Below are 14,564 nucleotides of genomic sequence, written 5' to 3'. Positions count from 1 at the left end.
AAAGATTTTAACTACGTCTATTAGTTTTCATCATTATTGTTTACAACCAACATTTTTATTTAAATCTCTAATATCTAACCTGACTTTATGATCATCATTACCACTAATAATCAAAATTTTATTCTTCACAACTTTCACATCTACACTATTAAATCTTTGTTTTTCCTTACGTATTTCTTGACCAACTGGAGAAATTCTTTTACCTTCTTGAGTTAAAGACCATAGCATAACGCGATTATCATCACCACCACTAGCTAAATAACAACCATCTCGACTCAACGCCACAGAACGCACTGCTTTCTCACCATGACCATCAGACCATTTCTCTAAAATTTGACATTGATTGTTACTATTTTTTAAACATTGGTGCATATCCCATAATGTAATTTGTCCCCTATTATCGGCTGTTGCTAATAAATGTGGTTTGTAATCAGGACTATCCATACTGACAATATAATCGTTTTGGCTACCTGGGCGATTATAGGGAATTTTCCATAATTTATCTTTGGTAAAATTCCAGATAGCTAAATTGTTATATCTCCCAGCAATGACTAAATTTTGTTTATCATGTCCAACAGTAGCAAGAGCATATACAGGAAAGTTGAAATTCTTACTATTAATCGGGTTAGTCATAGTTTTCTCATCATCTAACAATGCGCTATTTACATCCCATTGCGCCACTACACCACTACCATGACCGCTAAATAAAAAGTGAGAATCTTGGCTAAATTCTAAGCTTAAAACCCGATCTGATTTCTCACCTTCAAGTGAAAAAGTTGCTTTTGGTTTTTTTGTCCCACCAAGTACATCCCAAATTTGGATTTCTCCGTTTTCTAAACCTGCGGCGACTACATCATTACTCACAGGTTTATAGCGTACAATTCGCACAGATTTACCAATCTTTTTAGCCATTCTGCCATCATCTTGGTTAATCAAGGGATTAGTAAAACCTGCAATATTCCATCTAATAATACTTTGGTCTTGGGAACTACTCACAGCGCGATCGCCTACTCCATTAAACTGTACAAATGTCACAGCATCACGATGACCAAACAACGGATTATTCGGATTTAACCATGATATATACCAAAGTAAATATAGTAAGAGACATCCTAAGCCCATCTGTAGCCAAGGATGTAAAATTGGATGAATAATGAGTTGTAAATATTGATTCTCATTATTAATATTAACGCGGTTATCTGGTACAACAGCCTTAACTTTAAATGCCCGTTTTTCCTTCCACCCTAACCACCACCGCCGCTTACTAATTAATAATTGTAAATTTTTAACTTCTCCTGGATTTACTTCTACAAATTCTGGGTGTACTTCCCAAAAGCATTTCCGCTTATTTTCCTCATCTTCTTTAACTTCAATACTTACCTTTTGAGTTATATTGCTGTGATTTTTGCATTCAAGTTGGTAAGTAGTATAGTTAATTTTTAATTGTGGTAGCCAAGGACGATATGCAGGTATTTGTTGTTTTTCTGGTGTGCATTGAAAATCAACAAACCCAGACGGAGTAACATTAACTACGCCTTCTCGACTACTAGATGGAAGTCCATTCGGATAATTAGCCTCAATGGTAAAAGGATATGCTTGACTCGGTACTTCTTCAGCAATTGGTAACTGACATAAAAATGAAGTTTCTGCTTTATTACCTGGTGGAACTGGTAATAGTTTTTCATCGCCATTAATAAACCATTGGGGTTTAAGTCCAATCGGTTTTAAAGAAACACTCGCAGGTAGCTGACTAGGATTAAAAACCCTCACAGGAATCTCAATTGTTCCCTGTGGTTGAGTTGTAAATTCTCGGATTAGTAACTCAACCTGCATCGGTACAGCACCAACACCTGCTTCAACTATTAACCGCAGCAATTGTCTGTCTTCATCCCGCAATTCTAGCGAAAAAATTCGCACAATCAAGTTCATTTTGCCGATAAAACCGGCAACAGGTGTATTAGTAATTGTGACTTCAAATTTTGTACTATCCCCTGGTGGATTTTTCGCGCTCACCGCAGGTTTAATACTGTACCAATTAGTCCCCAAACTTTCACCACCACCAGCCGCAATGATTTCGATTTGAAACGAAGCAAACTGATTGCTTTCATTAACTACAGTCACTTCAAAAGAAGCTGGTAAACCACCCGGTTGAAAGTTCAATACTTGTGTAGAAATTTTAGTGTTAACGAGATTAACTGCCATAAATAGAGTGCTGAGTTAAAAGTGCTGAGTGCTGAGTATTTAAAACTCTGTGTTCCTTTGCGATACTTTGCGTTAAAAAATTATTCCAACTTATTAAAAATATTTTTTAAAGCATCAGGTTTAGTTGAGATAGGTGTAGCAGTTTGTTGCCTTAATTGAGTCATTCGCTTACGCTTCCAGGCGAAATTGAGAATATTAATGCCTAACTCTTGGGCGGTGCGAATGGTTTCTCGTGGTAAAGTTAATTTTTCATCTAATCCCCAAGCCAGTGATAAATCACCAATTACTAAAACAATGCCACCTGCAACTAAAATTTGCATCGGCTTTTGATTTATAGCTGGTAAAGCAGCAAATAAAAATGGTTGTGTTCTTAATGGATGATGTTTATCAAGTCGGCGTAAATCTTCTAAAGGCGTGGCTAAACTTTCCGTAATCTCTAAAATACTTTCTAATCTATCAACTGCATCGGTAGGCGCTTCTACTAATAAAACTCCTCCACTATCTAGATAACTTTTGAGATTAGCTAATTCTTGGACATTTAAAATTAATGGTTCACTACCAGTAATAAATAGCAAATCATAATTAATTGCTATCGTTGGGTCTAAAAGCGGAAAATTTAAGCGGGAAATTTGCTCATCTCCTTGGAGGGTACAGGTTAGACTTTCGGTATATCTTAATAAAGAAGCGAGATTTGCAAAACTACTGCCTTCCTTAGTTTCCTGACTATCAAGATGCGCCGCGCGTACCACAGCAGTTGGACGCGATCGCGCAATTTTTCGATAACGAAAATCCAAACTATTCAAACTCGGATAAAATACATCTGGGGGATTTTCTAAATTTACTAATCCCGGCTGTAATAAAATTCGACATAACTCCACCTCAAACACATCAGGCGGCGTTGTTTTTTCATCAATGCGAAAAGTTTCTGTTTCAAATTCACTTACTTGTTTGCGTTGTAAAGTATCTGGATCTACATAACGCACAACTAAATAAATTAATCTGGGTTTTTCTTCCGTAATATCAGCCGAAATATGAAAATCTATCGGTTGCGGAACCACAATTGGATTACCATTCACATCAATGGCAATTCCTGGTTGAATTTGTAACCATCGCCCATCATTATATTGTGATGGTACATCCTTCGGCGCAGGAATCAAACTTACCCCTAAACCTTCAACTATTCCCGGTTCATTTAGCGATTGATAATGAATATTTTGTCGCTGACGGTGATAATCATGCGATCGCTTCCATCGTTCAGCATTAATCAATAAACCATCTTGAATTTGTAGTCGTTCTAGGGGGTGAATTTCCATAATTGGGGGTTTAGGGGTGTCAGGGTGTAGGGGTATAGGGGGAAAATATTTTACTTAACACTCAGCACTTTTAACTATCTATATAAAGTTCATAAGTACAAAAAGCGGGTTTTTCTTGGTCGATAATGTGGCGGACTAATTGTTCATCTACCTGATCTGGGCGTTGGGGACGGAGGCGAACGATAAAATGATACGGACGACCGCCGCCAATCATTGCATCTTCGCCCAGGCGTGTATTACCTAAAACAAAACCTTCGCCGCGAATTTCTTCAATACAAATATGTTTATCAACTTCTCTAGTAATATGTTCATCTAAAGGTAAATCTGTATAAAGATGTATATATAAACGCAAACCTCTACGTGTTCCCCGCCAGCGATAAAGCTCAACCGCCGAACGAATTAAAGAACGTTGTCTTTCGATAGTCCAACGACGGTCAATCGGCCAAGCTACCCAGTGCGCGAGAAAAGGTAACAATGTCTGCGGTGCGGTCATAGGGTCTAAATAAGCCCACAACACATCCAGCGTTTGCACTGAGGGTTCAAAAGCCTGTTCAAAAATCTTCAAGAAGCGACTAATAAAATCAACTTCTCGATAAACCGCAGGTAAAAACTTGGGATAGAGACTGCGGGGACGGACATATAAATTTAACCCAGCCGTTTCAACTAACTGTCTACCAGTCCCCTCCTCGGTGTAATTAACGTGAATGCGACTGTGATAATCCAACACCAAAGATTGGCCAGTCGCCAACGCGGGAGTTTCAAAAAAATCGGCAGAAAGTTGGAAGTATAACACCACATCCATTCGCGATCGCGGTGCGAGTTCATACCCCTCCATCCCAATGCGACACCACTCAGCCGGGAAATTCCCCTCCACCCGCACATTCAACCGCAGCATCCGACTACCCAAGTTTTCTAGCTGTAAAACTATTTCACTCGGTTCCGGCGGATGAATTACTAAATCACACCCAGCACGAATTGAGTGCTGAGTGTTGAGTGCTATTTGCGAAAAATCATCTGCACCCTTACCCACTGCCGATGTTTGAATCGCGTTAGGTAATTGCATTGAAGTTAATTGCAAGTGCAGAATTTGACTACTCATAATATAGTTCTCATTGAAAATTTATCTTTTTAGCAGTTACGCAAAATCCCTCTCAAACTCTTCCTTCTTGGCGACCTTGGCGACTTGGCGGTTCGTTTACTGAATTAAATTAACAACATGACCAGAACGCAACCGCGTATTTTGCCAGGAACAAATTAAGCCCAACGCCCCAGGATCAATCACCGGATTTTGGGGAAGCGATCGCACCCAAGTTGAACCCACATAGCGCAATTCAAATAACTGCACTACCCCCAAATACCGCACCGCCGGAAATTGCTGAAACAAATTGACAATATCCGAAGGGTAAACAGGTCGCCCAAAAGGCCAGCCTCTCCCATCCTGACCCCCCGTAATCGGATTCAAAAACCGATACAACGCCACCCGTAATTTACTTAAAATCTCTTGCTGGGCGGCAGGATGGTTGTATTCTGGTTCCAAGGCGACTTCTGTTTGCACTGCTACACCCACATATTCCGGGGCTTGCAATTTAACTTGTATTCCTAATAACCTCCGTTCGTCTAAATAAGCAATAATTTGGTCACGCAATTGCGGACTCAGACTAAATAATTCCGGTTCGATACCTTCACCACGATTAATTGCATCTGTATTCGCCGCCGGGACAACTAATAATTTGATGGTTCCAGCCTCTTGTGTAGTTGTCGGTGGTAAGCAGCGCACCCGCGCCACCGCACCACCACCAGCTTGTAGGGTCAACACCTCAAAATCTTCGGGAGTCACAGCGCGATCGCGGGTTCGCAGCATCGCCGGAACGCGAATCACCGCATCTTCCAAAGATTCCGCATCAGAACCGTTACGGGCTGGTGTATGGTTAATCAACCTCGCCACATACGGAACCGCATTTTTCGCTACGGTAATCGTCCCCCGTTGCACATTCCCCTTACGCCCGCCACCAGTGCGGTATGCAACCATCCGAATTACCGACCCACGCGGCGGAACAGACCCATATTGCCTTTCTAACTCCTGAATATTGGCAAAATTACCCACGCCGCGCCTAAATTCTGTCTGTTGCTGGAGTTGGGCTGGTTCCCGAATCACCGGGCCAAACTGCACCGTCCCGGTGCGCGAATCAATGGTGTAGTGCAAATCTTGAGGAAGAGAATTAGCAAAATCGCTGACTTCATACCACCGTTGCGGGATTCCCCCTGGTGGTGAAATGATCAAATATTCATCTTCCCGACGATTCAACACCGGAACACCTTGTAACTGAAAAGTTTGTCCTGGTGTACCATCACTTTCTCCTAAAATTTCATTGCGAATCAATTCACTTTGACTCGCGCCCACAGTCCCGCCAATCGACCTCACAGCTAAACCAACCATACGCGGCGCACTACTATATCCCGGTTGATTGGGTTGGGGTGCAGTATAAACACAACGCAACCAACGTCCTTGATAGGCAGTGAAAGTCGTCACAGGCCAGGACTGCGGTAAATGCAAAACTATATCCGCACCCTGTAAGGGGTTAATTCCTTGGGTAGCTAATTCGCTAAAACTAAAACCCTTGGTGCTGTCGTCAGATTCTTGCAACAGTACAGCTTCCCATTCCACACCATTCCAGGCTTCCCAACGACGCGGCGGAATATCGGGATTAATCCCGGTAGCGGTGGCTGCTTCTCCTTTTAATTGCAGTGCGAGAACATTGCCTTCACACTGCGATTCACCATCAATAACTAAATAAAAACTGTTTCCTGGTTGGGGTTGTTCGTCAAACAGCGCCAACTCTCTACCGTACCACTCACCATCAGAGCGCATCGTCCATAAATTAGTAAAGCGATCGCGCAAAATTTCTGGTTTTTGATCAGCAGTGGGACAGGTGAGAAAGTGGCGAATTTGCGGTTTATCAATAATTAAAGGCCGATCTGTAGTGAATGCGATCGCCTCTTCTGTTTCCGTGCGAATTGTCGCCACTTCCACCCCAGCCGGAATCGTGTAAGTATCAGGTAAAGCCGCACTCAAATAAAAAGTAATATCCGCCACCGCAGGCGCAGGTGCTTGCAACCGCACACCTAATAACTCTAAAAAAGTAATGTAATTGCGCTTTGGTACTTCATTGAACCGCAGCAACATTTGGTCAGTTAACCAAGCAAATAGCTCAATTAACGTGATACCTGGGTCACTGGGGTTATAATTCGTCCATTCTGGACAATAGCGGGGAATTCGCAGAATACACTCATCAACTAAATCTTTAAAAGTGCGATCGTCTAGATTAGACTTGGGTAACTTCGGTAAAAAATCAAATTCCACAATATTAATAAAAGTGTTGAGTAATATTAGTTAAAGTTGTGATCCCCCCTAGCCCCCCTTCAAAAGGGGGGAATTTTTCTTCAAGTCCCCCTTTTGAAGGGGGATTTAGGGGGATCTTCATTGACATATAAAACACAAATGACCATTAACTATTGCCCATTCAAATAAAACGGAAATACTAAACTCCGCGAATCATGGCTATCTTTAGGATGATATTCAATAACAATATCTACACGACCTCGCAGGGGATCTGGGTCAGCACGCACCGCATCTAAAACAATGCGCGGTTCCCACATTTCCAAAGCTTCTTGGACGTGTAGACGCAAAAGTAATAAAGTTTGCGTATTCATCGGTGCAAAAGTCAACTCCGACAACCGCGAACCAAAGTTAGGACGATACACCCGTTCACCCAACTCGGTACGCAGAATCAGCATCATCGACTCTTCAATATTGCGATCGGCTTTACTAAGTTGCAGACCTCCTTGGACATTCACCCGCAACGGAAACGACCAGCCCGCACCCAGGTGTTGATTTTGATTGAGTTCTGGCATGGTAGGCACATAGTGATGAGCAGTTTACGCTACTTTATGCCGATCGCTAAAACTAATACCATTCGCCAAAAGTCGAGTTAACGTTTGTTTTGGCAACATCGTCTGTGATTAACCTATATCCTTACTTAGCACCTGCATCTCTTAAAACAGATTCCATTTCACAAATTGCTAAGTCGATTTCCTCATCAAAAATTTCCTCTCGGTCAAAGCTATGAAGTAAATACAAAGCAGTTTCCCCATTTTTTCCGGCAAAGTTGACATTTGCACCTGCTTCTAAAAGGAGACGAACAATATTTACCTGCTGACTTTTGGCTGTTCCCCAAATACTTTTAGTACCACATAGCCAGGGAATATGAGCATCAACAGCTATCATTAACGGAGTCCAACCATCTGTCTGGTTAGGAATATCAGGAGTCGCACCTAATTGCAGCAAGGTTTGAACGGCTTCAAGATATCCATTATTTGATGCTGTCCACAAAAGAGTACATCCATGATCTCCAATCCTATTAATATTCAATCCTTGCAAAATTTGCGCTTGACATCTTTCGATGAATTTTAATGATGCAGATCGTATTGTGTCGTTTAGACTTGGCTCTGTAATCGTTGACTGAGCTAAATCATGAAGCCATTGACCAAAAGAGTCAGGATTATCTGTACTAGGTTTAGAGTTGATCAGTTGTTGAAAACTAGTGTTATCTTCAGAATACGAAAGTGAATTACTTTTGAGACCATCAGCTAGATATAACATTGCTTGTCTACGTTGACTGATGGAAGCCAGTGGCGCTAAGAACTCAAATATCTCTTGCTTTCCTGTCGCAGCAGCACTCAGTAAGGGATCTCCAGTAAATCTTTCATCATCATCAAAACCAAAAACTTCAAATTCAGGATGTGGATTTTCTGATTTTGGGCGAATCTCTAATGGTTCTAGAGACGCACCTTGCTGCACTAATAGCTTGACAACATCTAATCGGTCATTAACTACTGCCAAATGAATTAGGCTATCTGGTTCCTCTCCTTGCAAAACATAGTTATAGTTACTAATTTTCTTCAGTAAAGATGTGAACTTTTCTAAAGAAGCACTTTGAGTAAGTGCTTGCTCAAATTCTTGTGAAAAATTCATATAAGTCACTAATGACGATGACTATGAGACACATTCAAACAATGTCAACTTAATGCCGTGATATTTCTGTTCAGTGTATCACTTTATATATAGTATATTTCCTAAGTACATTTACTGAATATACAAAAATCAATGAATTTACGGTGAACTCTCAGAAATGAGTCACTTATAATCGAGTTGCATCAACTTTATTTAAAAATATAATTTTACAAAATTCCAGCCTATACCTAAAAAATGGCAGTTATTCGGCACTAATTATAGGGGTGACAAATAGCCAAGAATAAATGAAAATATTCAGCTATTAGGTATACAAGACTGATGCTTAAGCAAAATCTGAAATAAAATCAGGATGAGAGCAAATGGTTAAAAGCAATTTCAGGAATCTGATTGTAAAAAAGGATGTATTAGCTCTTCTCAATGATTTTGCTAAAGCGATAGATTGTCAGTTTACTATAGAAAATACGGAAGGCGAAATACTCTTCGGGCAAGCAGGAGACAATGGTGCGATCGCCCATCCAATAGAATTTGCTGGTGAATTGATTGGTTGGGTACATGGTTCACAACAGGCGGCTGGTGTTGTTTCACTTCTTGTCTATGCACTCAAACAAGAATCTGAAAAGAAAAATCTCGCCCATGAACTGCTAGAAAGATATCAAGAAATTGATTTACTCCATGATATTTCCATTCAAGTAACTGCCAGTCTCAATCTCCGCCCAGTTTCTCGATTACTCATCCAAGAAGCTGCTCAATTAATCCCTTCTACTGGTGGCGCGATTTTATTATTAAATCAAAAAACCAATGCCTTGGAAATTCTCGCTGAAATTGGCAGCAGCAGTTATCTCCAGCAACCAATCAAGTTAGGCGAAGGCATTATCGGTAATATAGTACAAATGGGACGGGGGGAAATTGTCAACAATATTGTTGCTTATCCCAGATACCTTGGAGAAAAGAAACAATTCAATTCCTTGATTTGTGTGCCGTTAAATGTTGAAGAACGGGTAGTTGGGGCAATTGTCATTGGTAGCGAAACTGCTGTTAATTATACTAGCCGAGACTTAAAGCTATTAAGTATATTGGCAATGCAGGCGGGAGTTGCAATTGAAAAAGCCTTGCTTTATGAACAAAGTTGTGAAGCGGCAAAAATCGCCCAAATCCAAGCACAACAACTCCAAACTACACTGCATGAATTACAACAAACACAAGCACAGTTAATTCAAAGTGAAAAAATGTCAAGTTTGGGGCAATTAGTTGCTGGGATTGCCCATGAAATTAATAATCCAGTCAACTTTATTAGTGGAAATATTAACCACGCTCAACAATATGTTGATGATTTATTGCGTCTAGTACATATTTATCAAGACAACTGTGATTATCTTCCAGAAATTCAAGAACTCAGCGAAGAAATTGACTTAGACTTTGTTTCGGAAGATTTACCTAAACTCATCAGTTCCATGAGTTTAGGTATTAAGCGTGTCCGTGAGATTGTGTTATCCTTACGCAACTTTTCTCGCACCGAACAATCACAAATGACCGCAGCCGATATTCATGAAGGTATTGATAGTACTCTGCTAATTTTGGACAATCGCTTAAAGACAAGCCGTAGCAACTTTGGAATTGAAGTCATCAAAAATTATGATGTCATACCTTTAGTTGAGTGTTATCCCAGCCAACTTAATCAGGTATTTATGAATATTCTGGCTAATGCGATCGATGCTTTAGATGGTCAAGAAAAAGAAGGGGTGATTACTATTAGTACCTCATTGGAAAATGGCAAATCATTTGCCCATTCTCCATATATAGTGGTTCGGATTCAAGATAATGGTTCAGGAATGACCCAAGATGTGCGCGATCGCCTTTTTGAACCATTCTTCACCACCAAACCCATCGGTAAAGGTACAGGCTTAGGAATGCCCATTTGTCGCAAAATCATCGAAAAGCATAACGGTCAAATAGAATGCTTCTCTGAACCCGGACAAGGCACAGTTTTCTGCATTCACATTCCCATCTCCGCTCGCAAGAATGTCGAAGTACCAAAAAATATGCTGAGTAAAGGCTCTTTTACCTTTCAGCCACCAATTAACACCGTCGGCGCACCTATACCCACAACTGTAGTCAACGGCACACCAGTGACAGTATTCACCCCAGCTACCTGAGATGTAACTCGCGCCGCAGGTCTACCACCAATCAAAACCGTAAAAGACCCCAGCACAATACTACCAGTCACCACAGGCCCCGCCACTAAATCGCCAACACAAGCTGCGGGTAAACCTACAATTAAAACATTCGGCACACCAGGCCCAGTAATTGGATCGCCTGTGACAGTTAAATCAGTTAATCTTGCTGCGGGAAACATAATTTTCTAGGGAGTAGGGAGTGGGGAGTGGGGAGTGGGGAGTAAGGGTGTAAGGGTGCAAGGGGGAGTGGAAGAAGGTGCAGGGGTGCAGGGGGCAGAAGAATCAATGACCAATGACAAAGGACAAATGACCAATGACCATTAACAATTCAACCGAATTATCCCGCCTAAAATGCCGACGGAAGCTGCACCGTTGATACTGACTGTAGCGCCAGCATTGACGCTGACCGAACTACCAGAATTAGCGGAAATTGCGCCACCAGCGTTAGCACTCAAAGAACCTCCAGCTTGCACACTGATGGAACTACCAGATTGGATACTGACAGTTCCCGTCGTTCTCATTGTGATACCACTAGTTGTCAGTTCAATACTTGTACCTCCTACAGTTAAAGAAATTTTTTGTATTGCAGTTAAAGCAATTTCACTACCGTTGACACTAATTTTATTGGCTGTCCCGGTTGTGCCAGATTTAACGGTGATGTCACCTGTGGAAGTCAAGCTAATGGTTTTATTGCTGTCATCACAGCGAAATTTGTGACCGCCTGTAGTTTCTAATTCAGCAAATTTCTCGCTGTCATTCATTCGTAAGTTATGACCGCCTACTGTTTGCAGATATGCACCTTTTTTAGTAGTGCTTTTGTCTTCTTCAACGAATTGGAGTTTATGACCAACGCGGGTTTTAAATGTCCGCAGGCGCACTTTGCCACTAACAACGGTATCAGCAACTGCTTCTGGTGGTGCGTCTGTGCCATTCCACACACCACCAATGACGTAAGGACGATGAATATCGCCGTGTTCAAAGGCGACTAAAACCTCATCGTTGATCTCTGGTAAACAGTCAAAACCACGGCTTGGGCCTGCACCAACACTCACAACTCTTGCCCAATTACTTTCATGCTCTTCAGTTAATGTTGGAAACTTCACTCGCACACGACCCCAACCTTTTGGGTCTTGGTTGTTACTCACTACACCTACTAATAGAGTTTGTCCTGCTTGCAGATGTGTTTGGGGTGAGAGAGTTGCTAATAAATCTCCAGAACGCAAACCCCGCACACTAAACTCTGTAACGAATTTTCGCTCCTGAAACAGATGGCGAGTTTCTGTCACGTAGTAGCTACCACTGTAACTACCCATATCTGTCAATTTAATGACTTTTCCTGGCCTGATTTCGGGATTTCCTTCACCAACAGCATCAGCCATAACAAACTCACCACCCAGTTCATTACACAAAGCTTGGGCGATTTTTGCTGCTTCATTCACACTAAACACAGGCTGGTCTACCACAATCATTTTCGGCTGGCTGCTGAATTTTGTGCTGCTTGAACTGCCTTTGCCGTTATCTGTGGTGGTAATAACCTGCTCTGTAGAAGCTGTAGAAACAATAGACTTTTTGGTAGCGTAGTCCCAGCCTCTTACTTCCACAGAACTGACTTGTTCTGCACTGCTAACACGAACCCGGAAGTTATGGATATCTTCTAACCATTTAAGTGATAAAGATTCATTTTGGGCAGGTTGGCGAAAGTTTAATTTACTATCCTGCACATATAATTCAAAGCCAAGGCGGGCGGCTCGTTCCCGCAAAAATTCCATATTGGTCTGATTTTCTTGAAAGACGTAATCATGAACAATAGTGGTAGAGGTAACTGTACCTGCTGTAATACCTGCTTCACCGATAACTTGGTTGACCACATCGCTATCGGTAACATTTTGAAAGGAGCGATTGTAGCGTCCTCGGTGCAAGCGGTGGGACATATCATAGCCACGAATGATGATGGGAGCTTGAGAACCACTGGTGAACTCAGTTTCTATGGCTGTAATTTCCCCTTCTAAGACGTAACCTTGCTCTGCATCTTCAAAATCTGCGTTTTGCGTCGTGCTGGAAACAAAGCCAATTTTAATTTTCTTACCAATAGCAAATAAACTTTGATGCTTCCAAGTTGCTTCTGTTGTCTGTCCTGGAAAGTAATCATTACGGATTACTAAAGTAAACATTCCTGGTAAATGCAAACTTTCTTCGACTGTGATTTGCAAAATATCATTGAGCAAATCAGCAGAAGCATTAGTGCCATCAATTTGTAATAGTGGCTCAGGTATGTAAAGGACAGGCATACATATTGGCAAGAGGTGATTGCCAATAGCCTAGTGAAGATATTGTGTTACACGCTATTCCCCAAAGGTCGAATTAACTGCGGCTACTTCTGCTGTCGCCAGTCCGGTCTACGCTGCTAGATGTCCCCATCCCAGGCTGAGAAATTGATTCATCCACTTCCTCTAGGGTGAGGTTAACTTTGGCACGTACTGGTGTACCGTCTGGTAAAAACAAAGTCAGGCTGTAGTTAAGAGATTGGACAAAACAGCGTAAATATTGCTGGTCGCCCCAGGTAAATATATACACTGGTGGGCGTTTTTCTTGACCTGCGCCAGCTTCAGCAAAGTTAACTGCTTTTTCAAATTTTTTCAGATGGGTGAGGACGCTAGTACCGCTTTCGTAAGTATCAAATATGATGTTACTAATACTGAGTCTGCACGGTTCTGGGTAAGCAAAACTAACTTTCGGTAAACCTCGTCCTGTACGCGCACCGCTACTTTTAGTCAAATTAATTTGCTGCGAGAAGTCTAACTGGCTGGGGTTAAACATAAACTCGATATCTGGCGCAGCTTGTTCTGTAGCGATGAGTTTTGCTTTTACTAAACGACTAGTCATATTTGGGGAGTCGGGAGTGGGGAGTGGGGAGTGGAGAAATGGGGGAGTTTGGGTTAAAAGTACTGATCATGAAAATTAACTAGTACAGGTCGGCGGAAATAAACAGACCATAAGAAATTGCTAAAAGGCTTGTGGTATCGTTATTCTTTCTTTTTACTTTTGCCTTTTTACTTTTGCCTTGCTGTACTAGCCCCTAGCCCCTAGTTCCTAGCCTCTTTCTTGATTATTTCTGCTGGACTGTCAAAGTATACTTATGTTTGGCATCAGAATTAAATGTACCGACCCAAATTTGATAAATACCTTTTTTCCAGTTGCGATCGCTAATACTAGCATCTTTACTTCTACCAGTGTCATCGCCGCAACGAATTGTGTCATTGTCTGGGCCTTTCACCAGCAATGTTGTATCTGTATTCCCCGTGTTAACTAATATTGTTAGTTGCTCAAAGTCTTTTTCTAAAACCATTGTGTAATCTGGTTTAGGATCTGCAAAGCCAATGCAAGCGTTTTTATTGCGATCGCGGTTACTAATCGCCGACAAGGAAAAAGAACCACCCGTATAACCCGAAAATCTACCTTGGGCAGTTTCAAACCCTGGTACTAGATTGAATTTACCAAAGTTGGGTGTTTCGGCGATCGCTGGTGCTGCTGTAACAGCTGCTAAGATAGCTAAAACCCAGCCGATTCGCTTCTGAAGTCGGGGGCGACAGTCTTTCATAGTAGCTCTCCAACAAGCTTGACTAAATGTAGTTATATATACATATTGTAATTAGTTCATTCCTGAAAAGTTTGATTTGGCTGTGCCACATTAAGATGTGACACAAAAGTATGAAGTGTGAAGTCTGAAGTCTGAAGGCTAGTCCGCGTAGGCGGACTAGCGTAAAGTCAAAAGTTTTGTCCGTGTAGCAGCGACTTCAGTCGCTTGGTGCAAGAGGTGAATCTTCATTTCATACTTCATACTTT

Annotated in this window: 11 protein-coding genes; 1 reads left to right on the top strand and 10 read right to left on the bottom strand. The window is 41.6% G+C overall.

Going from position 1 to position 14,564, the window contains the following annotated elements; translation table 11 throughout:
- Positions 1-33: 33 nt before the first annotated feature.
- The 6 genes from H6G79_RS06510 to H6G79_RS06485 all read right to left on the bottom strand — a co-directional run bounded on the left by H6G79_RS06510 (position 34) and on the right by H6G79_RS06485 (position 8,547).
- A complete protein-coding gene (locus H6G79_RS06510; protein WP_190590518.1) occupies positions 34-2,202 on the bottom strand; it encodes a hypothetical protein in 2,169 nt (722 codons plus the stop codon).
- Between the two features lie 80 nt (positions 2,203-2,282).
- Positions 2,283-3,515 (bottom strand): DUF4159 domain-containing protein, encoded by a 1,233-nt coding sequence (locus H6G79_RS06505; protein WP_190590519.1) that lies wholly within the window; start codon positions 3,513-3,515, stop codon positions 2,283-2,285.
- Between the two features lie 70 nt (positions 3,516-3,585).
- Positions 3,586-4,614, bottom strand: a complete 1,029-nt coding sequence (locus tag H6G79_RS06500; RefSeq protein WP_190590520.1) for a phage tail protein — start codon at positions 4,612-4,614, stop codon at positions 3,586-3,588.
- A gap of 96 nt (positions 4,615-4,710) precedes the next feature.
- Entirely contained in the window at positions 4,711-6,876 is a 2,166-nt protein-coding gene (locus H6G79_RS06495) for a putative baseplate assembly protein (RefSeq protein ID WP_190590521.1), read from the bottom strand.
- A gap of 149 nt (positions 6,877-7,025) precedes the next feature.
- A complete protein-coding gene (locus tag H6G79_RS06490) occupies positions 7,026-7,427 on the bottom strand; it encodes a GPW/gp25 family protein (RefSeq protein WP_096577022.1) in 402 nt (133 codons plus the stop codon).
- A gap of 121 nt (positions 7,428-7,548) precedes the next feature.
- Complete coding sequence (locus H6G79_RS06485; RefSeq protein ID WP_190590522.1) at positions 7,549-8,547, bottom strand: ankyrin repeat domain-containing protein; 999 nt, start codon at positions 8,545-8,547, stop codon at positions 7,549-7,551.
- Positions 8,548-8,906: 359 nt separating this feature from the next.
- On the opposite strand from H6G79_RS06485, the gene H6G79_RS06480 reads away from it, so the two are divergent.
- A complete protein-coding gene (locus H6G79_RS06480; RefSeq protein WP_190590523.1) occupies positions 8,907-10,700 on the top strand; it encodes an ATP-binding protein in 1,794 nt (597 codons plus the stop codon).
- On the opposite strand, the gene H6G79_RS06475 is transcribed toward H6G79_RS06480, so the two are convergent.
- The 4 genes from H6G79_RS06475 to H6G79_RS06460 all read right to left on the bottom strand — a co-directional run bounded on the left by H6G79_RS06475 (position 10,613) and on the right by H6G79_RS06460 (position 14,319).
- Entirely contained in the window at positions 10,613-10,900 is a 288-nt protein-coding gene (locus tag H6G79_RS06475) for a PAAR domain-containing protein (RefSeq protein WP_190590524.1), read from the bottom strand. The genes H6G79_RS06480 and H6G79_RS06475 overlap by 88 nt on opposite strands.
- A gap of 141 nt (positions 10,901-11,041) precedes the next feature.
- The gene (locus tag H6G79_RS06470) at positions 11,042-13,009 is read right to left on the bottom strand and encodes a VgrG-related protein (RefSeq protein ID WP_190590525.1); all 1,968 of its coding nucleotides are present in this window, start codon (positions 13,007-13,009) and stop codon (positions 11,042-11,044) included.
- Between the two features lie 73 nt (positions 13,010-13,082).
- Positions 13,083-13,604, bottom strand: a complete 522-nt coding sequence (locus H6G79_RS06465) for a hypothetical protein (RefSeq protein WP_190590526.1) — start codon at positions 13,602-13,604, stop codon at positions 13,083-13,085.
- A gap of 223 nt (positions 13,605-13,827) precedes the next feature.
- A complete protein-coding gene (locus tag H6G79_RS06460; RefSeq protein ID WP_190590527.1) occupies positions 13,828-14,319 on the bottom strand; it encodes a hypothetical protein in 492 nt (163 codons plus the stop codon).
- Between the last annotated feature and the right edge of the window lie 245 nt (positions 14,320-14,564).

This window comes from Anabaena sp. FACHB-83, assembly GCF_014697485.1.
In the GTDB taxonomy this organism is placed as follows: domain Bacteria; phylum Cyanobacteriota; class Cyanobacteriia; order Cyanobacteriales; family Nostocaceae; genus Nostoc_B.
The sequence above is the reverse complement of the archived record's forward strand: the minus strand, read 5'-3'. Positions and strand labels throughout refer to the sequence as shown.

Bases quoted from the DNA above. Each gene is read 5' to 3' on its own strand.
- H6G79_RS06510 (WP_190590518.1), bottom strand. From the start codon at position 2,202: ATGGCAGTTAATCTCGTTAACACTAAAATTTCTACACAAGTATTGAAC.
- H6G79_RS06505 (WP_190590519.1), bottom strand. From the start codon at position 3,515: ATGGAAATTCACCCCCTAGAACGACTACAAATTCAAGATGGTTTATTG.
- H6G79_RS06500 (WP_190590520.1), bottom strand. From the start codon at position 4,614: ATGAGTAGTCAAATTCTGCACTTGCAATTAACTTCAATGCAATTACCT.
- H6G79_RS06490 (WP_096577022.1), bottom strand. From the start codon at position 7,427: ATGCCAGAACTCAATCAAAATCAACACCTGGGTGCGGGCTGGTCGTTT.
- H6G79_RS06485 (WP_190590522.1), bottom strand. From the start codon at position 8,547: ATGAATTTTTCACAAGAATTTGAGCAAGCACTTACTCAAAGTGCTTCT.
- H6G79_RS06480 (WP_190590523.1), top strand. From the start codon at position 8,907: ATGGTTAAAAGCAATTTCAGGAATCTGATTGTAAAAAAGGATGTATTA.
- H6G79_RS06475 (WP_190590524.1), bottom strand. From the start codon at position 10,900: ATGTTTCCCGCAGCAAGATTAACTGATTTAACTGTCACAGGCGATCCA.
- H6G79_RS06470 (WP_190590525.1), bottom strand. From the start codon at position 13,009: ATGCCTGTCCTTTACATACCTGAGCCACTATTACAAATTGATGGCACT.
- H6G79_RS06465 (WP_190590526.1), bottom strand. From the start codon at position 13,604: ATGACTAGTCGTTTAGTAAAAGCAAAACTCATCGCTACAGAACAAGCT.
- H6G79_RS06460 (WP_190590527.1), bottom strand. From the start codon at position 14,319: ATGAAAGACTGTCGCCCCCGACTTCAGAAGCGAATCGGCTGGGTTTTA.